This is a genomic window from Candidatus Nitrosotalea okcheonensis, assembly GCF_900177045.1.
GTDB classification, from domain to species: Archaea; Thermoproteota; Nitrososphaeria; order Nitrososphaerales; family Nitrosopumilaceae; genus Nitrosotalea; species Nitrosotalea okcheonensis.
This window is the reverse complement of sequence record NZ_LT841358.1, coordinates 506988-531373: the sequence shown is the minus strand read 5'-3', so window position 1 is coordinate 531373 and position 24386 is coordinate 506988. Positions and strand designations below refer to the sequence as shown.

Here is a 24386-nt window from a genome sequence, read left to right as displayed (position 1 = left end):
ATTGGACAAGAAAACATTAGACAAAAAGAAGTTTTTACTTTTTGGCATCATTGCAGGTATTGCAGGAGTAATAATTGGCGGCATACTTATGGTAAATAGTGTGATGCATTTCTTACACTAGGATCTAAATTTTTAAAATAAAACCAATCATCCTCTAATTATAGACTTATAATGGGCTTTTCGACAATTTTGTTTAACAATGGGCCATAGGAAGCATAGTCAGCCTAGGAGGGGAAGCCTTGCATATTTGCCAAGGGCACGAGCGAAGAGCATGGAAGCCAGAATTAGAACTTGGCCCGATGTAAAATCAGAGCAACCAAAACTTCTAGGATATGCCGGATTCAAAGCAGCTTGTATGCGCATAGCAAGTATTGACGATCGAGAAAAAACTCCTAACTTTGGAAAACAACTTGTTGGACTTGGCACTGTTGTAGTGACCCCGCCAATGTCGATAATTGGAATCAGGGGTTACTCTAGAGATAGGTATGGAATAGATTCTACTTTTGACGTTTATGCAAAAGATTTACCAAAAGAACTTTCAAGATTATTCAAAACAAAACTGGATGAAAAAGCAATAGAAAAAGCAGAAAAATCACTTGCACAAATTGACGAACTCTTTGCAATTGCAGCTATTCTTCCAAGAAAAGCAGGACTTGAACAAAAAAAACCCTATGTCTTTGAAGTTGCAGTAAAGGGCGGAGATATTGTAAAACAATTTGCATTCTTGAAAGATCTCATGGGAAAAGAAGTCAAAGTAGATCAAGTTTTTCAAAAAGGGGTTGAAGTTGATATTGCAGCAATTACAAAAGGAAAAGGTATCGAAGGTCCAATTGCAAGATGGGGTGTCAAAAAGAAACAACACAAATCAAGAAAAAGTGTCAGAGCTCTTGGTACATTAGGTCCAATCAGTCCTGCCACAATCATGTACTCTGTTCCAAGAGCAGGTCAACGAGGATTTCATCAAAGAACTCAGTACAATAGTAGAATCATGATAGTAAGCAATACTCAAAACGATGAACTAAAAATCAATCCTCCTGGTGGTTACAAACATTTTGGTTTGGTGCAAGGTGATTATGTTGTAATACGCGGTTCGATCCCGGGAACTTATCGCAGACTTGTAAAACTTCGTGCGCCGGTAAGACCAAAATTGACAAAGGTCACACAACCAAAGATCTTGGAGATTATGATATGAAAGTTCCAGTCTTTACAACAACCGGTTCAAAAGATGGCGAAGTTGAATTGCCACATGTATTTTCAACTCCGGTTAGAAATGAGCTAATTCACAAAGCATATGTCCACTTGGAATCTCACTCTTTTCAAAGACAGGGCAGATATCCAAATGCTGGTATGGATGTAGTTGCAGAATCTAACAGTCCTCCAACAGGTCATCACCAAGCAAGAGTTGCAAGAATGGCTGGCGGTGGAGGTGGAAGACAAGGTCAGGCTGGTGGAGTTGCAATGACACGTAAAGGAAGGCAAGCACACCCGCCAACATCTGAGCGAGTTATACATAAAATGCTAAACAAGAAAGAAAACCGTCTTGCTCTTTGTTCTGCATTGGCAGCAACAGCATCTGCAGCATTGATAAAACTTCGAGGCCACAAAGTAGACAAGATTGAATCATTTCCAGTAGTCATATCTGATCAAATTGAATCAGTAGTAAAATCGAAAGAACTAGTCAAAGTTTTAGATGCCCTAAATTTGTCACAAGATGTGGACAGGCTGAAAAGCAGACTAAAGGGCCGTTCCGGAAAACCACTGCTCAGAGGCAGGAAAACCAAGGTGGGCAAGAGTGTATTGCTTGTAGTAAAAGATTCCAAGAATCTTTCAAAGGCATCAAGCTCACTTTTGGGAGTAGATGTAGTAAACGTAAAGAATCTTAGTGTACTTGACTTGGCCCCTGGTGCACAACCTATACGATTGACAGTATTTTCAAAGGGTGCAATTGATGAGATTTCTAAAATAAAGTCTCCTCATCTTGAAATCATGGTGATCAACAAATGAACGTTGAAGAAGCAAATCACATAATACTCAAACCGTATATTACTGAAAAGACATTCGCACTAGTTGAAAATGAAAGCAGAATCTGTTTCTTGGTAAGAGAAGAGGCAACCAAACCAAAAATAATTGAAGCGATTAAACTTCTATACAAAGAAGATCCAATCGGGTTGAACGTGTGCAGAACAGTATATGGTAAGAAAGCTTTTGTAAAATTCCAGACGATTGAAAAAGCAAGAGACTTGGCTACAAAGATAGGAATGCTATAATATGGTCAATCGTGAATCAACTAAAGTGATGGTGAAAATAAATGGTTAAAGAATACAAGTATAGAGGTCTTGCACTTGAAGAGATTCAAGGTCTTTCATTAGAAAAACTCTTTGAGCTTTTACCATCTAGAGCACGACGATCACTTACAAGGGGTATTACAGATGGCAAACGAAAACTCCTGGAAGAGGTAAAGTCTGTCAAAGCAGGTAAATCTAACACACAAATCAAGACACATCTAAGAGATGTAATCATTCTACCATATTTTGTCGGTCTTACAATTCATGTTTATTCAGGAAAGGAGTTCTTGCCAGTCACAATTAGACAAGAAATGGTAGGACACTACCTTGGAGAATTTGTACGAACCAATAAACGAGTCATACATGGTGCACCTGGTGTAGGGGCATCCAGGTCAAGCTTGTACGTACCATTGAAGTGATACATATGCATTTTAGCTACGCTTTCCAAAATTATGATAAAACAAGACACGTTCGTGCCGCATTGCGAGAAAAAACAATCTCACACAAACATGCAAGAGAAATTGCACACAAGATAAAGGGGATGTCGATTGAATCTGCACGAAGTTACTTACAATCTGTTACCAATTTGGAACGCGCTGTGCCATTTAAGAGATATCATAATGAAATAGGTCACAAGTCAGATACTGGCGTCATGTCTGGGAGATATCCTGAAAAAGCAGCAGGAGAATTCATCAGACTGCTTGATAACTTGGAATCAAATGCAGAATATCGTGGAATGGATCTTGACAGGTTAAAAATAATTAATGCTACAGTGCACAAGGGGAGAAAACTTGAACGATTCACTCCTCGTGCAATGGGACGTGCATCACCAAAAGTGGATATTCTTACTCATGTTGAGCTGGTAGCTCAGGAACTATAAACATGTCTTCAGTGAAAAATGTAATCAATGATAGTTACAAACTGATGCTCTTGAAAGATTATCTAAGAGAGGCAATCAAAGAAGCTGGTTTTTCAGGAGTTGATATTCAAAAAACTCCAACAGGAACTAGAGTTGGATTGCATGTAACAAGGCCTGGTATAGTAATAGGAAGAAAAGGAAGTGGGATACGAGATCTCACAAAAGTTTTAGAAACAGACTTTGGCCTCAAAAACCCGCAGATATCTGTCATCGAAATAACAAAACCAGAGCTTGAACCTAGTGTGATGTGCAACAGAATGTCTCAACACCTTGCAAGAGGAACTGCATTTAGACGTGCAGTCATGTGGACAATGCAAACAATAATGGAAGCAGGAGCGATGGGTGTACAAATAACAACTTCTGGTAAACTAAGGGGCGATCGTTCTAGTTTTGAAAAACACAGTAAGGGTGTGCTTCCACGAGCCGGACACCAAGCAACAGTCATAGTTTCAGAAGATATAGTTCATGTACCAACAAAAATGGGTCTTATTGGAGTTAGAATACGCATTGCAAGAAAAGAGAGATTCATACCAGAATTTGAACTAAAGGCAATCCAGAAAGATACAAAACAAAAAGTTGAGGAACTTCCACAGGAAATTGAAATTGTTGAAGAGACACAAATTGATCCAACCAAACCACGTACTGAAAGTGAAGTAATTGAACTTGAAGAGAAATTGATAGAAAAAGTGGAAACATTTGAAGAAGTAGAGGAGGAACTCAAGTAATGGCCCGAATAAAGATGAAAACAGTTCGAGAGTTCAACGAGACTGATCTTAAAGATAGATTGGAACAATTGCGTTTAGAATTAACCAAACTAAAGATTGAAGCATCTAAAGGAACATTGAGAAAAGATAGCGGAAAGGTAAAACCTCTTCGAAGAGACATCGCAAGAGTATTAACTAGACTAAATGAGATGAAATCTAAATGATTACGGCAGAGAATATCACACGTCATGAATTAATCGGACTTGAAACTTCTATTGTAAAATCTAACAATTCCCAAATAGTGGGGTTACACGGAAAGATAATTGACGAAACAAAATCCATGTTTGCAATTGAAACTGCAACAGGGGTAAAGACAATACCTAAGCAAAATTCGATCTGGCAATTCAACCTTGATGAAATGTCTACTTTTGTAGATGGGAACACAATTGCAAAAAGATCTTTTGAAAGGATGGGAGTAAAGGCATGACTAGAAACATAGGACTTCAAGTCAAAGCACCAAAATCAGAATGTCATGATGATCTTTGCCCTTTCCACGGAACTTTGAGTATTAGAGGTAAGCTAGTTCAAGGCAAAGTGGTAAGTGCTCGAGCACCAAAAACAATTGTTGTACAGCAAGAGTTTCCAAGACTTGATATTAAATACAAGAGATATGCACGTAGTCAAAGCAAATTGCATGCACACAGACCACAATGTATGGATGTAAAAGAAGGAGATGTTGTTCTTACTGCTGAATGCAGACCACTTTCAAAGAGTGTTTCTTTTGTTGTAGTTGAGGTAGTATCATAATGGCAGCAACAAAGAGTCGTGCAGTTTCAGCAAAAGGCGTTCAAGAATTCCGACCATATGTTACAAGAGCTCTTCCACTTGGAGCGCAAGTGGTATGTGCTGATAACACTGGTGCAAAGATCTTAGAAATTGTAATGGTTCAAAAAACAAAGACTAGAGTTGCTCGTTATCCATCGGCGGCTGTTGGAGACTTTTGTAATGTTGTAGTAAAGAAAGGTCCTGGTGAACTAAGGGGACAAATATTTGGTGCTGTTATTGTTAGACAAAAATATGCTGTACGGAGATTAAGCGGGGTGCGAGTAACATTTGAAGACAATGCAGCAGTACTTGTAACGCCTGAAGGTGAAATAAAAGGCACCGAAATCAAGGGACCAGTAGCAGTAGAAGCAGCTGAAAAATATCCCAGAATAGCAAACCTGGCATCGATGGTGGTATGATATGAAGCCAACAAAGATACGCAAAAGAATGTTGTATACTGCATCACAACATCTACTTAGCAAACAACTTGGCTCTCACTTGTCAAAAGATCTTAAAGAAAAATATCATTGTAAAAGTATGCGTGTAATAGAGGGTGACAGTGTCAAAGTATTACGCGGAGAATTCAAAGGAATTGAAGGTAAAGTTACTCGTATATCTACTGAAAAAAGAGGTGTTGCAATAGAAGGTATAAAACGTGAAAAACTCAAAGGCGGCAATGTCGATATTTACATTCACCCATCAAATGTGCTTATTACTTCATTGAATCTTGAAGACAAGTGGAGACAAAGCAGACTTGAAGGACAAAAGCCCAAGACTGTAAAAATTACTCCGCCAGAAACAAAAGAGGTAAAACCAAAAGAACAAAAAGAGGCTAGCAAGGAAAAACCAAAGGAAGTAAAACTAGATGATAAAAAAGATAAATCAAAAATTGAAAAAAAGGGGACTAAGTAATGGTTAGCATTTCAGGCAGTAAAAAACTAAAAAGACAAATGGCTCCGCTTTTCTGGGGGATTACAAGAAAAGACAAAAGATTTGTAGTAACAGTAAGACCTGGTGGCCATAAAAAAGATGTATCAATACCAACTGCGGTATTCCTCCGTGATACACTAAAACTTGCTACTTCTCTAAGAGAAGCAAAATCTGTAATCTATGGTGGTAAAGTCAAAGTAGACGGCATTGTAAGGAACTCACTTCATCATGGAATTGGTTTGATGGATGTTGTAGAACTAGATGGTGTATCTGATATATACAGACTTGTTCCAAAAGATTTGACTGTCTTAAGACCAATTAAGATCAACTCTTCTGAAAAATCAAAGAAATTACTCAAAGTTACTAAAAAGGTAACAATCAAAGACAAAAAAACCCAACTCGGATTTCATGACGGCAGAACACTAGTTTCTGACACGAAGGTAAGTGTAGGAGATACATGTGTAGTTGAGGTCCCGGGAACAAAAATTCTTGACATAATACCACTCGAAAAAGGAGTTCAGGTCATAATTACAAGTGGAGTAAACGCAGGACGTATGGGTAAACTCACAGAACTTAAACCAGGAACATTCATCTTACCAAAAAGAGCAGATGTTGACTTGGGCGACAGACAAATCGAAATTCCAGCAGACTTGGTAATGGCAGTAGGAAAAGACAAACCTGTTATTCAAATCCAGTGATAAATATGGCACAACAAACAGAATCTCCAATGAAGAAAATTTCAATTGCAAAGGTGGTTTTAAACATGGGCGTCGGTAAATCTGGTGAACCAATTGAAAAAGCAAAACGTGCACTAAAACACATTTCAGGTCAACAACCATCTCCTAGATATGCCAAGGCTACTCAACGTGACTGGGGCGTACACAAAGGTGAACCAATCGGCGTTGCAGTTACAGTGAGAAATGAGCCCGCAATTCAACTCATCAAGAGATTGTTTGCTGCAAAGGGTAATCAGATGAAGGGCTCATCGTTTGATAATTTTGGTAATCTTTCATTTGGTATCAAAGAACACATAGACATTCCAGGTGTAAAATATGATCCACAGGATGGAATCCTGGGTCTTGATATTGCAATTTCACTTACAAGACCAGGTTTTAGTATTAGAGTAAGAAGTAAACACAAAGCTAGTGTTGGACGTACTCACATAATTACCTCGGAAGAAGCAAAAGCATTTCTAACCCGTGAGTTTGGAATTCAGGTAGTATAAAATGAAAAATCGTGATTACAAAGTAACTGGAAGGACTGTCCATAAATTTGGAAAGGGTTCAAGATGGTGTAAAAGATGTGGTGACTATAACGCAGTAATTCAAAAATATGATCTGGATCTTTGCAGACGATGTTTCAGAGAAGTAGCAGACTCGTTAGGGTTTAGGAAGTTCAAGTGATAGATTATGCCAGCAACTAATATTCTAGCAAACATGTTTGTAACCTTGTATAATACTGAGGCAAGAAGAAAAGGAGAATGTGTTGTATTGCCAACTTCAAAACTTGCAACAGACGTATTGAAGACACTCCAAACTCATAATTATATTGGAGAATTTGAACACGTGGATGACAAAAAAGGTGGCAAGTTTAAGATTCAACTATTGGCAAAAATTACTAAATGCGGTGCAATTACGCCTAGGTTCAAGGTAAAAAAAGATGGTTATGCTAAATGGGAACAACAATATCTGCCATCATACTCACGTGGTATGTTGATAGTAACTACAAACAAAGGAGTGATGTCTCATCACGAAGCAATAAAGAGTGGCTTGGGAGGGCTATTGATAGGATTTGTCTACTAAAACAGTTGAAATACACGAAGTAACAATACCAATTCCTGATGCCGTAAAAGCATCTGTAAGTCACAAGATATTGCATGTACAAGGTCCGTTAGGGAAAACACGAAAAACATTCAAAAAAATACCTGTAGAATTGCAAGTTGAAGGTAAGAATGTCATCTTAAAATCTGTTGGAATTCGTAAAAGAGACTATGCAATATTCAAGACTGCTGAATCCATAATAAATACACTGATCACGGGTGTTCAAACTGGTTATACTTTTAAAATGAAAATTGTATACGCACACTTTCCAATCACTGTAAAGGTAAAAGATGGCAATATTCACGTGGAGAACTTTCAAGGTGAACGTGCTGCCCGAGTCTCAAAAATATTTGGAGATACCAAAGTAGTTCCAAAAGGTGACGACGTGATAATAACTGGGCCTGTATTGACTGATGTGTCACAGACTGCTGGAAGTCTACAACAAAATACCAAAGTCAAAAACAAAGATCATAGAGTCTTTCTTGACGGTCTTTATCTTTTTGAGAAACTTGACAAGATCGAAAAATAGATTCAGCAAGGAATAAATCCGCTTATTCTACGAACAAGTTTATTGCCGCCCTAGCTCAGCGTGGTAGAGCAGCTGGCTGTTAACCAGCGGGTCGCCAGTTCAAGTCTGGCGGGCGGCGCTCTAATATTTCTAAATTCGAATTTAGAAATATTTATTTTTGACTAGGGAACTTCATAGGTATGAAATTCACAGGTCGTAAGATATTATATTTCTAAATTCGAGTTGTGCAATATTGTAAATGCGATCACGCTTTAGTTTATTCTATTAGACAATATGGATCTAATACCGATCATATGATGATGATGTATGCAGGAGGTCCGCATTGGCCAGAACAAGACGCGCAAATAGATACTGCGTGGATTGTGGGGGTAGATTAGTTTACTATCCTCGCCTTTCAAACCCAAAAGCTCCTAACGAATACAGGGTTCTGGTTTATGCTTGTCCCGACTGCACTAAAGATTTTGATAAACCAAAGATGTTCTCAATCAAACGAAATGTGGTAGATGAACCGTTAGAAACAGTAGAAATAGAGATTGTTCAAGCCAGGGAGAAAATACCAGAATTGGTAAAGACCTCCACTACTGTCTGATAAAATACTGGATATATCATGAAATCTAGTTGATCTTTCTTAGAAAGACAGCGATTGTTGTTAGAGACGTCTTCCTACACCATTTACAAGTGTAGGGTTGCATATCTAACAATTGAAAGTCTTGTGTCCAATAAATAATGAAAAAAGAAGACTGAAACCTTGACAAAGGATTTGGCTAATCTGTGAATCTAGACTTTAATTTTTTTACCACTGTAAAAACGAGTAGTACGGTATTTGGAATGTTCGCAAATTGAAAAACTTTCTCTGGCACAATCAACAAACTTGTCGTAACGACATCACCCGCTATTTTTTGATGTTTTTTCCACTTACTTTTGGTTCAAAACCCCCTGGTTTTAGGACATAAACTTACCAAACTTTTCATGTTTTTCATGCCTGTGTACGTTTGATCATTTTTTAGAGTTCCAAAATCTGGAATAAAAACTGGGGTTTAGCTTTTATTCGCTGCCAAAAAAGAAAACAAGACTCTTACTAGGCAATGGGGGTGTTTTGACCCTTGGCTGCTATTAGTACGCACAAGTGTTACACCCCCCCTAAAATTGACCATTTTTGAAAAAATCATGCTATGCCTAATTGTTTGAAAATGTTAGGGGGTTTAACTTTCAAACACAAGTCAGGAAAAAATGATATTTTTAAAAATTGATTATTTTCAGCCGTTTTTTTGAGTTAAAATAACTGTTGATCTTGGTAAGTTTGATGATAATACGGGGGTAAAAATAACCCCAAAACATCCTAAAAGTTGAAAATAGATGGTTCTTTGTCTGAAATGCTTTGAGGAGAAACATGGTCAGTGCATGGGTAAGGCATGTATGTTTGACTGTGAATGTGCCATCTGTAAGGCAGATTCTAAAATCTCGTAATAACATTCTGCTGCTAAACAATCGTATTTTGAATATGGTGTTATAATTGGATTCAACATTTTTCTAATTCTTGACTTGTTTGATCACAGTTTCACTTGGTGGGTTTTTAGATCCATGTAGGAATGAATAAACTCATGTTACGTGATTTTCAAACTTGTAGAAATTCTGGTCTTGTAACTTTACTGATAAGTATATTATCGTGAGAGAGGCACAAAAACCCTCACGATTCTAGGCCTGGTCAGTTATGGGTAGCCATTTAGTGAATTGATGTGATAATATCTTAAGTCTCAAGTAGAACTTTGTGGATGTTTTAGCTCAATTTTTTTCAAAGTTGTACTTGTCGCGTACTAGACATGAACTGTATGATCATGTCTGTGATTACATGATGGACACTGGAATGCCTGATGCAAATCTCCCTTGATGTCTTTTTCTATTTTTGAAATTAGTCTGTCCATGACAAGACCATGTCTTGGACAGTCTTGATTGGGGCATGACATGTTGTAATCTAATATGTGATCAAGACAAAAATATCCTCTTTTTGAAGAATAGATGCCCTCCTTATGACACTTGGGGCTTTCACATTTTCTCTCCTTGTGTAAAAATCCTTTTGGAACCCGATTTGCACGTATGTCTTTTTCATCCATGTTGCAAATTTATTATTACTATAATTTAAGAATCATTCACTTGCTTAATTCTCTTTGAATTGTCCTGTATTCCGTGGTGCTGTCTGGTGAAGTTTTAAACAAAAAGAAGAGATGTTTTTACCCTCACACTAATTAGGAAGGATATTTCAAAATTCGAGTATGGAAAGATTTGAAATAAGCCTCATTGTAAACAAAAAACCCACAATTGCACAAATACAAAAGTTGCAGGAGCACTTTGCTGAAATGCCTGTAGAGGAAATCCTGTCAGGTCTGAATTTTGCAAACAGTAGATGGACTGCAAAAGATGCAGGAGTACTCAAGGTGGGCAGGAAGAGTATAATAAACAAGGAGATCCATTCTGTGACTTCTGAGCAGGCCCAATGGAGGTTGAAAAACTGGAAGATGATGATTGCAAATTATAGAAAACTAGGGTATAGTTATCCTACAATATCTAGAATCAAGAAACACTTTGTAGAGTTGAGTAAAAAGCGCTCTAGATAGGCTCTGGCGCTTTTGTTGTAGAACCCAATGTTGGGGGAAGATCTGGGATACTCTGTCTTACATGCCCTTCTAATATTGCGTTTGCCTCTTCCAATATCTGGTTTGTCTCTGAGTTTGATACGTCTGTGACAAATGAATTGTCGCCGTTTACAGATGCGCCTGACATTATTTCTCCTAATATGTTTGACAAGTCTGCCATGGATGAATCTGCTGCTGGCATTAATCCATTTAGGCCTGTCCCGAGTCCTTTTATTATTGACATGCAAGGACTGAGTGTTACTACTACATCTCCAAGTTCTGATATCGTGTTTAATCGTAGCTGAATTTGCTCCATGGCTAATTTTGCACCTGTAACCATGTTATTCATTTTTCTAATCTCGTGTAATTCGGTAGCATATGCATTAGAATATGACTTATTATGTGATCTTACTGCCTCGACTACTTTTTTGAAGATAAATTCATCTTTTTCCTTTAATTTCTTTGCGATGGAATCAAGTTTTATAATTTGTAATTGTAATTTCTTTTGTGCCTCATCAATTTTGGGCTTGAGTGGAGCATCTGGCTTTACCTTGTCTATTACCTTTTGAGATATACTCTCTTTTTGCACATTCCATTTGTTTGTAAAATTCATTTTTACTGTGCCTTGATTTGAAATGTTATTTTAAACAACCATGTTCTTACTTGATGTGTAACTATAGTGACAGCTGACAGGGGTTACAGTCTAGACCTGAAATGATGATTCAATATGTTTCTAAATTCGAATTTAGAAACATTATATAATGATTATCCGAAGGTAAACGTGTAGATTTGAAAGCCAGGGTGGCCTATTATGGTAAGAGTGTGAGAACCTGCCTGCTTTGACAAAATGATGTTGTATAACCTATTTTCTGAAATTACGGCTACTACCACATTTGGTATCTTGATCTGCATCATCGCTTGTGACAATGTTATCATTTCATTGTTTCTTTGGAGTTCTGTCAATATAGTGCCTGAAATATGTGCAAGAAATGCAGGAATCACTGGCAATATGCACAGTGCAAGAAATGACCGAGTTCTGCTATGGCTGCAATTCCCATGGTCAGTTCTACCATGGTTCAATTGACGCTGTTTTTTTATTAATACCTTGTTCAAAATCTGTTTCAAACTGTGGTTACGTTATACCAAATTTCTTGCCAGCTTTTTCAAATATGTCTAATGCTTTTGATATCATGTCTTCGGAAAGCCAATTTGTGACAGATATCCTTATTCTGGCAGAACCTAAACTCACGGTGGGATAGCGTATCGGCTGGGCAAATATGCCATTATTTTTCAAATACTTACCAAACTCAAGTGCCTTTCTCTCGGATCCTATTATGACTGGCATTATCTGGCTTGGTGATTCCATTTTGTATCCAATTGACTGCAAACCCTTGCTGAATTGTTCTATCTTACTCCATAATTCTAGTCGCTTCTTTTCTCTATCTGACAAAAATCTCTTCAGTGCCATGTCTGCTAAAAAACTTGGTAGTGCAGAAGTGTAAATGAATGGCCGCGAGGTGTTTACAGCAAGATCGATTATGTCGTTGCTTGCAGCAATATAGCCACCAAATACTCCCAGTGCCTTGCTCATACTGCTTGTGTATATATCAACATTTTTTGTAACTCTGAAATGATCTGCAGAACCTTTTCCATCTTTACCTGCTACAAAGTCGCCATGTGCATCGTCAAGCAAGAGAAACGCATTATTTTCTTGACATAGTTTCGTTATTTCATCAAGTCTGGCAAAGTCACCATTCATTGAAAATATTCCCTCAGTTACCACAAACTTACGCTGTGCTTTTTTGCGCAGTTTTTTTTCTAAATCTGAGACATCGTTATGTTTGTAGATTGTTTTTTTTGCATTTGATAATCTACATGCATCAATTATACTTGCATGATTGAATTCATCACTTAAAATTAAATCATTTTTTTGTGTTAAAATTGAGATTGCACCGAGGTTTGCCATGTAGCCTGTTGGAAAAACCAGTGCGGCATTTTTTGATTTGTGGCGTGCGAGATTGTTTTCAAGTTTTTTAAAAGATACATCATTCCCTGAAATTAATCTAGAACTTGATTGTATTTGTGATAGAGTGGGCGTAGAATTTAATCCCAAGTAATCATTCGATGATAAATTGATCAATTTTTTTCCTTTAATTGTAATGTATGGACCTGATACCTTGTTGTAAACCAGTGTTCTGTACAGATTTGCCTTCTTTATCTGTTCTAATCTTTTGCTGATGAAACTGGTTCTAGGCTTCAAGGCCTATCTTTGATATCATTTGAAAATCATCTGTCGGTTTGTTTCCGCCTATGGTGAGATATCCCCCAGTAATGATTCCGTTTGCACCGCCCAAGAGAACTCTTTCTTGGTCATTTATGAGGTAGACTTCTCTTCCACCTGCAATCTTGAGTATTGTTTTTGGCATCAAAAATCTAAAAACAGCTATAGTTCGTAGTATCTCAGATATTGAGAGTCTTGTCTGAAGTTCGAGTGGTGTTCCTTTCTGAGGTACTAACATATTGATTGGACATTCCTCTGGTTCAAGTCCTGCAAGATCAAGTCCTAACTCTAATCGTTGCATTCTTGTTTCTCCCATGCCAATTATTCCACCACAGCATAATTCAAGGCCTACCTTTTTTACAGTCAGATTTGTCTTCATCCTGTCATCATACGTGTGGGTTGTGCATATTTTTTCAAAAAAACTTCTCGGTGTCTCTAGATTGTGGTTGTAACGTTTCACCCCTAGTTTTTTTAATTTTATAGCCATCTCTTCATTGATAAAACCAAGTGAGCAGTTGACCTCTATTCCAACCTCACGGTTTATTTTCTCTATGATTGACGAAATCTGTTCAAAGTCTTTCTCTGTAGGACCACGCCATGCGCATACTAGACAAAAACTTTTCACTCCGTCCTCTTTTGCAAGCATGGCATTTTGTACTATTGTTTCTGGTGGCAGCAGCTTGTATGTGTCAATACCTGTCTTGAAAAATGCAGACTGGGAACAAAATGAACAATCTTCTTGACACTTGCCTTTTTTTGCATTTATCAAGGCTTCTACATCAACCATGTTTCCACACAGTTTTCTGGTAATTTCATTGGCAGCATCAGATAAAGTGTGCAACGAATCATCTGACACGTTGATAAGTCTTTCAGCTTCACCTTGGGAAATGGTATGTCCTGATAAGACTCTGTCCTTGCATGAAATTATAAAATCAGTTTCGCTAGTCAATGATTCCTCTGTTTTAAATCCATTAATTAAGATTATTTTAACTGTAAACCTTGTGTAGCGTAATGGTTTACAATAGATCTAAACTCTTGTGGTACAAATATGCTGTCTTGATTTTAGGTATTTTTCACCACACTTTTCACATGTGGCATATTCTGAAGCTATATGGGAACACTTGTGAGTCTCACCGGTTTGTAAGACTTTGTTACATGTTGGGCAAATTCGAATCTGTGGCATTTGGATATGATCTGGTGTTGCTGATATAATAATTTGTGTCTCGTGCTAGAATGAATGTGGTTTTTACATTTGTGATGAGACATTTTTTATTGTTGTAATAGTACCATCTAGCAGAAAATCTAATTCTTTTTCTGATATTGCAAGTGGTGGAATGACCATTACTATGTGCCCTAGTGTTCTTTGGTAAATTCCATGTTTTTTTGCCTCTACAAAGATCTTTTGTGGAAATCGTTTCTTGGGAGATATTGGAGTTTTTGTCTTTTTATTTGATACAAGCTCAATTCCCATCAACATGCCTGTATGTCTTACATCTCCTACTAGATCCATGTTGGAAATTTCCTTGATGCGTGATTCCATCTGGGATGCGCGTTTTTTGATCTTTGATATTAGATTGTATTTTTCGTATAATGAAATGTTTGTAAGAGCGGTTGCACATGCCAAGGGATTTCCAGTAAATGTATGTCCGTGGAAAAAATGCTTCATGTCTTTATACTCTCCAAGAAAAGAGTCATAGATTTTCTTGCTTGCAAGTGTTGCTGCAAGAGGTAAATATCCTCCAGATAACATCTTGCCAAATGATACTATGTCTGGAATGCTTTCTTGGTTTTTGTATTCGATCATTGATCCAAGTCTTCCAAATCCTGTTGCAATTTCATCAAGTATGAATAAGACGTTGTGTCTCTTGCATATTTTACTGATCTTTTTTTGAAATCCATTTGGATATATGATGACGCCTCCAGCTATCTGTGCCCCGCTTTCCATTACAAATGCCGCAATATTGTCATTTTTTGAAAAAACTTGCTCAATTCTTTCTAGGCAAAATTCTTGATAATCCTCAAATGAATAACCTTTGGGAATTCGATATCTGTTTGGTGATGGAGTTCTTAAAACTGGAAACAATGAAGACTTGAATTTAGAAAAGAAAAGGGGTACATATCCAAGTGACATGGCACCTATTGTATCACCATGGTATCCGTTTTCAAGTGACACAAATTTTGTCTTTTTCTCACCCATGTTACTCCAGTATTGCAAAGCCATTTTTGCAGAAATCTCCATTGCAGTGGAACCATCATCAGAATAGAATACTCTGTACATCTCGGGGGCTAGTTTTACTAATTTTTCTGCAAGATCTTCTGCCTTGTCGTTTGTTAAATTAAATAATGAGGAATGTTGTAGTTTTTCTGCTTGTTTTTTGATAGTCTTTATCAATTCTTTATTGGAATGACCCCATACATTGCACCACATGCTTGCAACGCCGTCCATTAGGGCATTACCATGCGTGTCATGAAGCCACATTCCTCTGCCTTCTGTGATTATGTCAAATTTTTTCCAGTCCTTCATCTGAGTATAAGGATGCCAGACAAAACTATGCATTGAATTTTTCAACAAATCGAATTAATAATGATAGGGTGGGTTATTAAACAACATTAACGATTGTCTCTCATGAAATCATATTTTATTACTGCCACTGATACTGGTGTTGGTAAGACCACTATCACATCTGCATTGGCAGCATGTATGCAAAAATTGGGAATAGATGTTGGTGTTATGAAGCCGATTGCAACCGGGATTGTCCAAAAAATTGGCTTCAAGTCATCCGATGTTTCAATCTTACATCGTGCTGCTGAGGTGGATGATCCTGAGGACGAAATAAATCCAATATTTATGCCGTTGCCAGTTTCTCCATATGACGCAAGCAAAATACTTGATCTCAAGTTTGATAAAAAAATAATCTTTGAAAAGTTTGCAAAATTGAAAAGCAAGCATGACCTGATGCTTGTTGAAGGTATAGGGGGGATAATGACTCCTCTAAGTAGGGATTACTTTGTAGCTGATTTGATAAAAGAATTGGACCTTGAAACAATCATAATCACACGACCTACTCTTGGAACTCTGAACCATACTGTGATGACAGTCAATACATGTCACAATTACAAAATTCCAATCATGGGAATTATTGTAAATAACTATGATGAGAATGGCGGACCTGAAGAAATAAATGCACCAACCACGATACATGAAATTACAGGCATTCCAATTTTGGGTGTGTTACCATTTGTGAAAGATTATGAAAACTATGAAACAATGATTCCACACATTGAAAGAAATATAAATTTGAAATCTCTTATATCTTGAAAATTTTTAACTTGGATTGTTTCTTATTTGATGCAAAACTAATTAAATCATTTATTATGTTTGCAAATGTCATAGAACCACTTAACGTGTATACTTTTGCACCGCACTGCATGTCTTCCTCAAGAACTACCCATATGTTATCTTTGTTTGGTTGAACTTTTTTTATGTTTTCAATCTGAGACTTTATTGTATTCACATCATTTGTTTTTGGAAAAGAGATCACGATGACATCTTGCGGGGATGTTCCAAGTGTTATGGTATCAGGAATTGCAATGTCGATATCAACTGAATGGAACATAGTTTTTCGCTTACTTGGAATCATGGTAATTGTAAGCAAATAGTGTAGTAACCCTTCTGAAACTGTAATGCAAGTGTCTGGTTTTATTCCGTCTGTTTTTTCTATTTTTGACATGCAATGTTCAAAAATGCTTTTTATGACTTCTGTGCTTTCGCCTTGTACTATGTCTGAAAGTATTCTCTGTTCTCCATACTCTGAAATGATATTGGGCAGAATCTCGCTTAGTTCCAAGACATCACTATTTGGCATATCGTAAATTAAAGTTGTGATTAAAAGTGGCACTAAATGCAAATTAAAAAACTAGTTTAAATTACTAATTATAATAAACGATCTAGGACTAGAATGATACGAATAGAGGCAGAGTTGCCAAGAAATGACCTTACTGCAGTAACTGACGCTCTTGACATGATGGGAATTACCGTAAATGTTGTCAAAGTTAAGAGTAGGGGAACCACGGTTGGCTCTGAAGTCCATGCAGCAAAGGGTACTGGTATGTATCGTTCTGAATTCAGGGACAAGTTCATTCTCCAAACAACTGTATCTGATAACTCAGAACATGATGTAATTGAAGTAATAAGGGCAAACTCAAACACTGGAAAAATTTCAATATTTCCAATCTCTCGTATAATTGATATTAGTTCAGGAGTAGAAAATGAACAAGGATTAGCATTAAGTGAATATGATAGTGTCATACTAATTGCGGCAAATAAACAAAAAACATCATTTCCTTTTGGTCTTACCACTAGCAAAGTAAAACTTGAGCCACAAGTAATAGAGGGGGAAAAAGGGTATTATGATGTTATAGAAAAGAAGTTTGTTCCACTTGAAAGCTTAGAGTCTGTAATATCTCAAGTAAAACCGGTTGAAAGTTTTCAAATTCTTACTCCTGATGACGCATTTGTGATTCAAAGTCTAACCAGAATACAAAGAAACTTTTCGTTATACAAGAGGAAACAAAGTGATTCATATTCTCAAGCATTTCTCAAATACGTCTCAAACAGATTCTTGAGTCTGTGGCCTGAAAACGAAATCAATACAGCCATTCTATATGTTGATATTGTAGGATCTACCAAAATTGCAACATCACTTAGCTCCGATGATCTTTCTGGGCTGATCAAGGTATTTTCTGAAGAGATGTCAGTAGTAGTATCAAAGCATGCAGGTTTTGTTCTAAAGTATACAGGAGATGCAGTGATTGCATTTTTCCCAGAACTCAAAGACTTTGGGAATATGGCAGCAAATGCTGTACGTTGTGCTCGATCCATGAACATGCTGGTTACACACTCACTAAATCCCATGTTTGCAAGCTTTGGTCTGCCGAAAATCAATGTAAGAATTGGAATAGATGTTGGAAAAAATAGGATTGTTGTTCTTGGCTCTGAACCTGATTTGATTGGACACAGCATTACAATTGCTTCAAAGATTTTACCTCTTGCACAACCAAACCAGATGACAATAGGGGAAGAAGCATACAAAATGTTATCGTCTGATATGGCCACACAGTTTATGAAAATTGATCCTCAGGACAAAAGATGGAACTATACACATCCGACTACTGGAAAAATATATCCGATATACTTTTCAATTCCTGTAATGCAGATATCTAATCACCTCTAATCTATTTCTTGAGTTTCTTATCTGCAAATCGAACAAGGCCAAGTTTTTTCATTTCGTCTGATTCTTTTAGAACTGATTTGTGTTGCATTTCTTTATGTTTTTTTAGCTTGGTTTTTAATTCTGGAAATTCATTTGCAAGAATCTTTATTGCATACAGTCCTGCATTTGCAGCTTTGTTTACACCTACTGTAACAACAGGAGAACCCGTTGGCATCTCCGATATTGATAACAGCGCATCTAGTCCTCCAAATGCAGAAAACTTGAACTTGTCAGAATTTATCTTGTCATTGTAAACCATTATTGGAACTCCTATTACTGGAATTGTTGTATGTGACGCAATCATGCCTGGCAGATGAGCCGAACCTCCTGCTCCTGCGATGATTACTTTGAATCCTTGTTTTTCTGCATGTTTTGCATAGTCTGGCAATCTTGTAGGTGTCCTATGGGCAGAAACAATCTGATCCTCATGTTTTATTCCAAATTCATCCAAGGCTATTGCTGCCGAATGCATTACTTTACTGTCTGAACTAGATCCCATTATGATGCCAACAAGAGGATTTTTTGAATATGACATAGGATTAGACAGCATGGAATTAAATAATTAAACTCAACGTTTTAGCACAAGGTGTTATTCACTTTCTGCAACTCAATCTCTTAAATTATATCTGAGGTGAATTTGACTCTTAGGTGTGCAAAAATCTCCTCTAGAAGTAAGGCGTGCCTTTGGCGTTTTATTTGTAGGCGTGGCAATAGCAGTTGGCTCTGCTTCTATTCTAAGTGAGATCTCATTTGAATACAAGGAGCCGATGCTTTACTATGGAATAATTTGGTTTGGTAGTTTTGCAATAACGTTTGGAATAATTCTCGGAAAATTCAGGACCATTCTGTCATCCATAAAAGGAAGGATGAAAAATAGTGTACAATGGCCTCCTGCAGTAAAGGCCATAAATGGATTGTGCTGGGCTGCACCCTTTGCAGCAATAGGAATAGTTCCTCATCTGTACCAGTATTTGATATTGTTCGGAATTGGTCTTGGAAACACATCCACGTTTTTCTTTATGAAAAAATACAGTGGCCTTGTAAATATGGAGCAAATCATTGTAGGGGCAATATCTCTTGCTGCAATACCACTTGCAATAATGCTTGACACATCACTAATATCCAACCAAACAACTGCAGTGATCACCTCTAGAATAATGATAGCAGTTGCTTATGGTGCAGGTGGTGTCTTTGCACTAGTCAAAAAGTAACTCAGTCCTGCGAAATAAACTGGATGGAATTTTTTATCTCTTTGGTCCTTTCAAGTAATGATTTCACGTCATTTGTATCTGATTCATCTACTACATTGAAATGTCCAAGTTTTCTTTGTGGTCTAGCATCATTCTTGTGATACATTTTGAGATACACACCTTTTTGTTCAAGTGTGATTGGCTTGTATCTGCCAATAAAGTCCTTTGGTCCCAAAATGTTGCACATGATTGTAGCATGTCTTAATTTTGTACTACCAAGCGGCAATCCCAGTATTGCTCTCAGATGCTGTTCAAACTGTGAGGTGTCACTTGATTGCAAAGTGTGGTGTCCTGAATTGTGTACTCTGGGAGCAATCTCATTTATCAGTACTTTGTCATCTTTTGTCACAAACATTTCTATCCCAAAAACTCCTGCACCCTGCAGTACATCCATTGTTTTTTTGGCGATTTTATCTGCCTCTGATGAGATCTTACTGTCAACTCGTGCAGGGGCAATTGTGTACTCTAGTATGTTGTCTTTGTGAATGTTTTCTACCAGCTGGTATGTTGCAATTTCACCATGAATGTTTCTTGCCGCTATGACTGATACTTCCATCTTAAAATCAACAAATTTTTCAATCATGGTATGTCTTCCGGAAAATTTCTGATATGCTGTTTCTATTTGGGAACTGTTTTCTATCTTGAAATTTCCCCTGCCATCATATGCGTCACGTCTTGCCTTTAGTAGTGCAGGATATTGAAAATCTGTAATTTTTTTTTCAAGATCATCTAATGATTCTATTATATCGAAATCTGCAACAGGGATGTTATTTTTGCGTAAGAATTGTTTTTGAATATACTTGTCTTGTATTATTTTCAGAGTATTGGGGGAGGGATTTATTGAGACTTCACCATGTAATGATTCTAATACTTCGCTGTCTCCAGATTCTATTTCATATGTGATGATGTCTGATTGGAGAGACAATTCCACAATGGCATTTTTGTCTTTGAAATCAGCAACAATTTGTTTTGCACCTACTATTGATGCCGGACAATTTTTTGTAGGATCTAAAATTATGACGTCTGATATATGCTCGGGCATATTTTTTGCTGCCTCGGTTAACATCATTCCAAGCTGCCCGCCTCCAATTATTCCTAAATTTTTGGTCAACTGCATGCCTTAAGCATGGTTTTAAAAATAGTTACCTGTTTCTATGATAAATCTCAAAAAGATGTTTTGATTACCATTTAACATATGTCATAATCTTATTCTCAAACTGTTTGTCTGATGTCGACACACTGATTAATATTAGAATATGGACGTTCACAATAATTATATGCCTGATGACAATAACATGGAACACCCTGCGTATACTGCACTTGTAGTTGATGATGATGAGGATACTGTTAATCTTTTTACAGAATTTTTAGAAATTTATGATATTGCTGTGATAGGCAAGGCATTCGATGGAAAGCAGGCAGTCACAATTTACAACGACATGATACCTAACATTGTTTTCTCTGATGTGATGATGCCTGACTATGATGGTTTCTATGCACTTGAAAATATCAAAAAGATGAATCCAAAGGCAATCGTAGTGATGATAACTGGTGATGTGAGGCTTGACACTATATCCAGATTAGAACAATTGGGCGCAGATGCAATAATCTACAAGCCTTTTGACATGCAGTCTGTAATGCAGACGGCTCATAATTTGCTTGCAAAGACTATTTGTAGTACGTCTAGTATCTAGCACTGACTATTTCTTGATCACATGATGATTTATTTATCATGTCTTGTTTTTTGAAAAAAATCTTTAGGTTCCTGAACCAATTCCTGGGAGAGTGCCTGCAGCGACACTTGGTGCATATGTATCCAATATGTGATGTGTGAGAAATTGCGATAGTGCAGCAGTTGTGCCATACATTGTAATTCCTCCAAGCGCCGTTAGCATAGCGATATTGAACCATACTGTCTTGAATAGCCCTCCCTGGCCTACTTTTACTGCCAATGCATTGATGGTTGAAGTTACAAGTATTACTATTGGTAACATCATGTGTATAAAATTTGGATCAATTGGACTGAGTGTAAATGCCTGGTTTGATACTGGGACTGTTGATAATAAGGTATGAAATACCTCAATTAATGTACTCATCAAGCCAAAGATTGCCATTGTAAGTCCGTGTAATACAATTATGATTGTCTCAAAAGTTCTAGATGTCTGCATCCTCTTTGATCGAAGCTCATTTAATTTTGCTGAAATCTCGGCAACTTTGTTGCCTACTTGATTCATATCCGATCCCTTGAGAAGTGCTCTTGACATTATGGTGTTACCTGACTCAATCACGGAGGTTCCAGCCTCCATCGAAAATATTTCAAAGCATATCTCAGGATCTATTCTATTCTTCACACGATTCTTAAAAGCAACAATCTGTTTTTGCAATGGTCCAAAATTACTTCTAAGTACGGCATCAAGTGATTGTCCCATGGAGCCTACCATTGTGTAAATCTCTCCAAAATGTCTGATAAATGGAGGATACCATTCATCATTGCCACGCAATTCTGTCTCTAGTCTTTTAGCTAAGAATCCTGGAATGAACAAGGGTGCCACTGCAATGACTACGACCAATGTAAGGGGAACCATGTTGGTCAAGGTTAGTACAACTCCGATGGAAATTCCTACGCCAAGTGCTGCAAACAACGACATTCTGAATTTTTGTGTTTTGGAATGCTTTCCAGATGCTAACCTGTCTTTTGGAAATATCATGTACATAATTACAATGAACGAACCCATGCTTACTATGACGCCAACAAAAGACATTGTAAAGACTGACTCGGAGTTGGAACTTCCCATAAGCATTGCCATGATGGAATTGGCTGCAATCATAAAAGATGCAGTTGACGAAATTGTGTAAAACATTTCAAGAAAAAGCTTCTGGGTTTCCAAGTTGCGCTCATAGCGTATTGTAAATGTATGAATAGCAAAAGCCATTTCGTCTGTAAAAAATACCTTCAATTCGTCTCCAAGTCTTATTACTTGTGATAATTTTACCAAAAGTTGCTTTAATGGGTCTGCATTGTCTTTTATTTTTGCGGCAATCATTTCACAAGATCTTGCCAATCCATACCCCCATCCTACTCCCAGCCTGAATACTTCTTTGAATGAGTTTGAATACCGACCATATCCTGAAGACTGGCCACTTTTTATCATCTCAACTGAGCCAACTTCACCAGTAGATAATGCATAAAGAAATGCAATGAAATACAACAAATCTTCGTCTGTTCTTCGAAGCTCTGCAAGTTTTTCCTTGATAGAAAGTTTTTCCATCATAATGCATTGAGCTCCTTCATAAATTGTTCAAGACCGATTTCTCTGCAACGAGATATGGAATCATAAACATCATAAAAATTGAAAATTTTCTTTTCAACCATCTTGTCCAAAATCTTGGTTCTAAGTGCAAGCTCTTCATATAGCAAGCCCTCATCTTTTCGTGACATTCCTCTTTTTTCTAAAACTTTTGAAATGAATAGTGCACTACTTCCTTTACCTCTGAACTTGACCGTATCACTTCCTGGGTCCCAGTTGAATACTGGAATGAACATTACGTTGTTCCCATCTGGATTGAATCCAATTACCTCATTTATCGATAAGACTCTTCTTACTCGTTTGCCGTCTGGACCTGTAACTGCTGCTTGAAACATTGCAAGGTTTAGGTTCTCAACGTTTGTCTTTGGTATGTTCATTGGAGGGTTGGTAATTCTTTGAATCAATGCAGTCATGTTTGCTGCGTGAAATGTACTGATTACTGGGTGACCTGTTTGCATTGCACCAAATGCAATGTTTGCCTCCGCGCCTCTAATTTCTCCCACAAATATGTAATTTGGTCTCTGTCTTAATGCAGCCTTTAAAAGATCAAACATTGTCACGCTTGAATTTGCATTTCCTGTATCTCTTGTAACCTCACTGATCCAGTTGGAGTGAGGCAATGTGAGCTCAGGTGTATCTTCAATACTAACAATTTTCCAGTTGGATGGGATAAATGCAGTTAGTGCCATCATGGTTGTGGTCTTTCCTGATGCCGTTTCTCCATTAATGAACACACTCATTCCCTCTGCAAGCATCATCCATAGATAGGCGGCTTCTATTGCGAGTAAAGATTTACTTGGAATAATCTGTGTTATTGATAGAGGAGTACTTGCAAATCTTCTGATTGTAGCATTTGTCCCCTTTCTGCTTACATCTTTTCCAAATACAATGTTGATTCTAGAGCCCTCTGGAAGCGTAGCATCTATGACTGGTTTTGCATGAGATACGGTTTTACCAAATTGTTCTGCCATACTGACAATGAGATCATCAATTTCTTCCACACTCAAAAAGACAGGGCATTTTAGTGCTCCAAACATCTTGTGGATTACGTACATGTTGCCTGCTCCAACTATTGAAATGTCTTCCAAATGTGGATCCGTTAGAAATGGATCAAGCAATCCCATTCCTGCACGCTTGCGTAAAAAATGATATTTCAGGCTAGGTATGTCTTTTTCAAATACTGACAAATTTTTTGATTTGAATACATCAAACTTGGAATAGTCAATAGAAGAATTTGTGGACAATATTGTCTTGTCTAGATATTGGTCTATCATGTTGAATCTCTCCGTAAGCTCAATCGGTGGATTCATAGTTCCGGCGTGTAATGCAAATAACTTGTCCGCATTCTCCATTAATGCACGGTCTGGTTCATCTGGCTCTATGATTGCATATTCCACATACCCATCAGCAGAGTTGGAATGTGGATTGATGTGGATGTATGTATTATCAGATATTGGATATATCAGATTGGGGTCTTTGAGTTTCTTATGCTCACCCTCTAGTTTTTCTGTAAATAACGGAATGGGGTTACCTTTCTCAACATATGTTGATAGGTAATTTAACAAGTGCGTAGATTTTTTCAATGCCTCTGAGAATTTCTTATCACTTACTAGAGATAGACTTAGTACCATT

General features: G+C 37.3%; 33 protein-coding genes and 1 tRNA gene. 23 read left to right on the top strand and 11 right to left on the bottom strand.

Going from position 1 to position 24386, the window contains the following annotated elements:
- Positions 1–199 precede the first annotated feature (199 nt).
- The 18 genes from BQ3481_RS03225 to BQ3481_RS03140 all read left to right on the top strand — a co-directional run bounded on the left by BQ3481_RS03225 (position 200) and on the right by BQ3481_RS03140 (position 8601).
- Positions 200–1192, top strand: coding sequence for a 50S ribosomal protein L3 (locus tag BQ3481_RS03225; RefSeq protein WP_157926949.1), 993 nt, complete (start codon positions 200–202; stop codon positions 1190–1192).
- On the top strand, positions 1189–2004 hold the full coding sequence (gene rplD / locus BQ3481_RS03220) for a 50S ribosomal protein L4 (protein ID WP_157926948.1): 816 nt from the start codon (positions 1189–1191) through the stop codon (positions 2002–2004). The genes BQ3481_RS03225 and rplD overlap by 4 nt, the downstream gene beginning before the upstream one ends.
- Positions 2001–2267, top strand: a complete 267-nt coding sequence (gene rplW / locus BQ3481_RS03215; protein ID WP_157926947.1) for a 50S ribosomal protein L23 — start codon at positions 2001–2003, stop codon at positions 2265–2267. The genes rplD and rplW overlap by 4 nt, the downstream gene beginning before the upstream one ends.
- Before the next feature lie 41 nt (positions 2268–2308).
- Positions 2309–2704 carry a 30S ribosomal protein S19 gene (locus BQ3481_RS03210; protein ID WP_157926946.1) on the top strand — a complete coding sequence of 132 codons (396 nt, stop codon included), beginning with the start codon at positions 2309–2311 and terminating at the stop codon, positions 2702–2704.
- 5 nt (positions 2705–2709) lie between these two features.
- Complete coding sequence (locus tag BQ3481_RS03205) at positions 2710–3165, top strand: 50S ribosomal protein L22 (RefSeq protein WP_157926945.1); 456 nt, start codon at positions 2710–2712, stop codon at positions 3163–3165.
- Positions 3166–3167: 2 nt separating this feature from the next.
- Positions 3168–3929, top strand: coding sequence for a 30S ribosomal protein S3 (locus BQ3481_RS03200; protein ID WP_157926944.1), 762 nt, complete (start codon positions 3168–3170; stop codon positions 3927–3929).
- The gene (gene rpmC / locus BQ3481_RS03195) at positions 3929–4132 is read left to right on the top strand and encodes a 50S ribosomal protein L29 (protein WP_157926943.1); all 204 of its coding nucleotides are present in this window, start codon (positions 3929–3931) and stop codon (positions 4130–4132) included. The genes BQ3481_RS03200 and rpmC overlap by 1 nt, the downstream gene beginning before the upstream one ends.
- The gene (locus BQ3481_RS03190) at positions 4129–4395 is read left to right on the top strand and encodes a ribonuclease P protein component 1 (protein ID WP_157926942.1); all 267 of its coding nucleotides are present in this window, start codon (positions 4129–4131) and stop codon (positions 4393–4395) included. The genes rpmC and BQ3481_RS03190 overlap by 4 nt, the downstream gene beginning before the upstream one ends.
- A complete protein-coding gene (locus BQ3481_RS03185) occupies positions 4392–4715 on the top strand; it encodes a 30S ribosomal protein S17 (protein WP_157926941.1) in 324 nt (107 codons plus the stop codon). Before BQ3481_RS03190 ends, BQ3481_RS03185 begins: the two co-directional genes overlap by 4 nt.
- Positions 4715–5152 carry an uL14 family ribosomal protein gene (locus BQ3481_RS03180; RefSeq protein ID WP_157926940.1) on the top strand — a complete coding sequence of 146 codons (438 nt, stop codon included), beginning with the start codon at positions 4715–4717 and terminating at the stop codon, positions 5150–5152. The genes BQ3481_RS03185 and BQ3481_RS03180 overlap by 1 nt, the downstream gene beginning before the upstream one ends.
- A 1-nt stretch (position 5153) precedes the next feature.
- The gene (gene rplX / locus BQ3481_RS03175) at positions 5154–5645 is read left to right on the top strand and encodes a 50S ribosomal protein L24 (RefSeq protein WP_157926939.1); all 492 of its coding nucleotides are present in this window, start codon (positions 5154–5156) and stop codon (positions 5643–5645) included.
- Positions 5645–6361, top strand: a complete 717-nt coding sequence (locus tag BQ3481_RS03170) for a S4 domain-containing protein (RefSeq protein WP_157926938.1) — start codon at positions 5645–5647, stop codon at positions 6359–6361. The genes rplX and BQ3481_RS03170 overlap by 1 nt, the downstream gene beginning before the upstream one ends.
- Before the next feature lie 5 nt (positions 6362–6366).
- Complete coding sequence (locus BQ3481_RS03165) at positions 6367–6888, top strand: 50S ribosomal protein L5 (protein WP_157926937.1); 522 nt, start codon at positions 6367–6369, stop codon at positions 6886–6888.
- A 1-nt stretch (position 6889) separates the two neighbouring features.
- Positions 6890–7066: a 30S ribosomal protein S14 gene (locus BQ3481_RS03160; protein ID WP_148693767.1), complete on the top strand. Its 177-nt coding sequence runs from the start codon at positions 6890–6892 to the stop codon at positions 7064–7066.
- A gap of 6 nt (positions 7067–7072) precedes the next feature.
- Positions 7073–7465, top strand: coding sequence for a 30S ribosomal protein S8 (locus tag BQ3481_RS03155; protein ID WP_157926936.1), 393 nt, complete (start codon positions 7073–7075; stop codon positions 7463–7465).
- Positions 7455–8012, top strand: coding sequence for a 50S ribosomal protein L6 (locus tag BQ3481_RS03150; RefSeq protein ID WP_157926935.1), 558 nt, complete (start codon positions 7455–7457; stop codon positions 8010–8012). Before BQ3481_RS03155 ends, BQ3481_RS03150 begins: the two co-directional genes overlap by 11 nt.
- A 44-nt stretch (positions 8013–8056) precedes the next feature.
- Positions 8057–8130: transfer RNA gene (locus BQ3481_RS03145), tRNA-Asn, on the top strand.
- 204 nt (positions 8131–8334) lie between these two features.
- Positions 8335–8601 carry a hypothetical protein gene (locus BQ3481_RS03140; RefSeq protein ID WP_157926934.1) on the top strand — a complete coding sequence of 89 codons (267 nt, stop codon included), beginning with the start codon at positions 8335–8337 and terminating at the stop codon, positions 8599–8601.
- Positions 8602–9826: 1225 nt separating this feature from the next.
- On the opposite strand, the gene BQ3481_RS03135 is transcribed toward BQ3481_RS03140, so the two are convergent.
- Positions 9827–10123 (bottom strand): hypothetical protein, encoded by a 297-nt coding sequence (locus BQ3481_RS03135; protein ID WP_157926933.1) that lies wholly within the window; start codon positions 10121–10123, stop codon positions 9827–9829.
- Between the two features lie 159 nt (positions 10124–10282).
- Between BQ3481_RS03135 and BQ3481_RS03130 the strand changes: the two genes are divergently transcribed.
- Positions 10283–10624, top strand: coding sequence for a hypothetical protein (locus tag BQ3481_RS03130; RefSeq protein ID WP_157926932.1), 342 nt, complete (start codon positions 10283–10285; stop codon positions 10622–10624).
- Here the strand turns inward: BQ3481_RS03130 and BQ3481_RS03125 are convergent.
- The 5 genes from BQ3481_RS03125 to bioA form a co-directional block, all read right to left on the bottom strand.
- A complete protein-coding gene (locus BQ3481_RS03125; RefSeq protein WP_320410704.1) occupies positions 10617–11231 on the bottom strand; it encodes a Snf7 family protein in 615 nt (204 codons plus the stop codon). The two genes, BQ3481_RS03130 and BQ3481_RS03125, sit on opposite strands and share 8 nt — an antisense overlap.
- 176 nt (positions 11232–11407) lie before the next feature.
- On the bottom strand, positions 11408–11644 hold the full coding sequence (locus BQ3481_RS03120) for a hypothetical protein (protein WP_231911895.1): 237 nt from the start codon (positions 11642–11644) through the stop codon (positions 11408–11410).
- A 130-nt stretch (positions 11645–11774) separates the two neighbouring features.
- On the bottom strand, positions 11775–12902 hold the full coding sequence (locus BQ3481_RS03115) for an aminotransferase class I/II-fold pyridoxal phosphate-dependent enzyme (protein ID WP_157926930.1): 1128 nt from the start codon (positions 12900–12902) through the stop codon (positions 11775–11777).
- Positions 12892–13872, bottom strand: a complete 981-nt coding sequence (bioB, locus tag BQ3481_RS03110; protein WP_157926929.1) for a biotin synthase BioB — start codon at positions 13870–13872, stop codon at positions 12892–12894. Before bioB ends, BQ3481_RS03115 begins: the two co-directional genes overlap by 11 nt.
- A 297-nt stretch (positions 13873–14169) precedes the next feature.
- Positions 14170–15480: an adenosylmethionine--8-amino-7-oxononanoate transaminase gene (bioA, locus tag BQ3481_RS03105; RefSeq protein WP_157926928.1), complete on the bottom strand. Its 1311-nt coding sequence runs from the start codon at positions 15478–15480 to the stop codon at positions 14170–14172.
- 69 nt (positions 15481–15549) lie between these two features.
- Here bioA and bioD point away from each other — a divergent pair, with 69 nt between their 5' ends.
- A complete protein-coding gene (bioD, locus tag BQ3481_RS03100) occupies positions 15550–16242 on the top strand; it encodes a dethiobiotin synthase (RefSeq protein WP_157926927.1) in 693 nt (230 codons plus the stop codon).
- On the opposite strand, the gene BQ3481_RS03095 is transcribed toward bioD, so the two are convergent.
- Positions 16232–16822, bottom strand: coding sequence for a hypothetical protein (locus tag BQ3481_RS03095; RefSeq protein ID WP_162287732.1), 591 nt, complete (start codon positions 16820–16822; stop codon positions 16232–16234). The two genes, bioD and BQ3481_RS03095, sit on opposite strands and share 11 nt — an antisense overlap.
- 60 nt (positions 16823–16882) lie before the next feature.
- On the opposite strand from BQ3481_RS03095, the gene BQ3481_RS03090 reads away from it, so the two are divergent.
- Positions 16883–18157 carry an adenylate/guanylate cyclase domain-containing protein gene (locus tag BQ3481_RS03090; protein ID WP_157926925.1) on the top strand — a complete coding sequence of 425 codons (1275 nt, stop codon included), beginning with the start codon at positions 16883–16885 and terminating at the stop codon, positions 18155–18157.
- 1 nt (position 18158) lies between these two features.
- Here BQ3481_RS03090 and purE read toward each other — a convergent pair whose 3' ends face one another.
- Positions 18159–18731, bottom strand: coding sequence for a 5-(carboxyamino)imidazole ribonucleotide mutase (purE, locus tag BQ3481_RS03085; RefSeq protein WP_157926924.1), 573 nt, complete (start codon positions 18729–18731; stop codon positions 18159–18161).
- Between the two features lie 115 nt (positions 18732–18846).
- On the opposite strand from purE, the gene BQ3481_RS03080 reads away from it, so the two are divergent.
- Positions 18847–19407, top strand: a complete 561-nt coding sequence (locus BQ3481_RS03080; protein ID WP_157926923.1) for a hypothetical protein — start codon at positions 18847–18849, stop codon at positions 19405–19407.
- A 1-nt stretch (position 19408) separates the two neighbouring features.
- Here BQ3481_RS03080 and BQ3481_RS03075 read toward each other — a convergent pair whose 3' ends face one another.
- Entirely contained in the window at positions 19409–20557 is a 1149-nt protein-coding gene (locus tag BQ3481_RS03075; protein WP_157926922.1) for a 5-(carboxyamino)imidazole ribonucleotide synthase, read from the bottom strand.
- A gap of 145 nt (positions 20558–20702) precedes the next feature.
- On the opposite strand from BQ3481_RS03075, the gene BQ3481_RS03070 reads away from it, so the two are divergent.
- Positions 20703–21140 carry a response regulator gene (locus BQ3481_RS03070; protein ID WP_157926921.1) on the top strand — a complete coding sequence of 146 codons (438 nt, stop codon included), beginning with the start codon at positions 20703–20705 and terminating at the stop codon, positions 21138–21140.
- 63 nt (positions 21141–21203) lie between these two features.
- Here the strand turns inward: BQ3481_RS03070 and BQ3481_RS03065 are convergent, their stop codons facing one another.
- Together BQ3481_RS03065 and BQ3481_RS03060 are read right to left on the bottom strand one after the other, a co-directional pair.
- Positions 21204–22718 carry a flagellar assembly protein FlaJ gene (locus BQ3481_RS03065; protein ID WP_157926920.1) on the bottom strand — a complete coding sequence of 505 codons (1515 nt, stop codon included), beginning with the start codon at positions 22716–22718 and terminating at the stop codon, positions 21204–21206.
- The gene (locus tag BQ3481_RS03060) at positions 22715–24385 is read right to left on the bottom strand and encodes a type II/IV secretion system ATPase subunit (RefSeq protein ID WP_157926919.1); all 1671 of its coding nucleotides are present in this window, start codon (positions 24383–24385) and stop codon (positions 22715–22717) included. The genes BQ3481_RS03065 and BQ3481_RS03060 overlap by 4 nt, the downstream gene beginning before the upstream one ends.
- Position 24386: the final 1 nt, after the last annotated feature.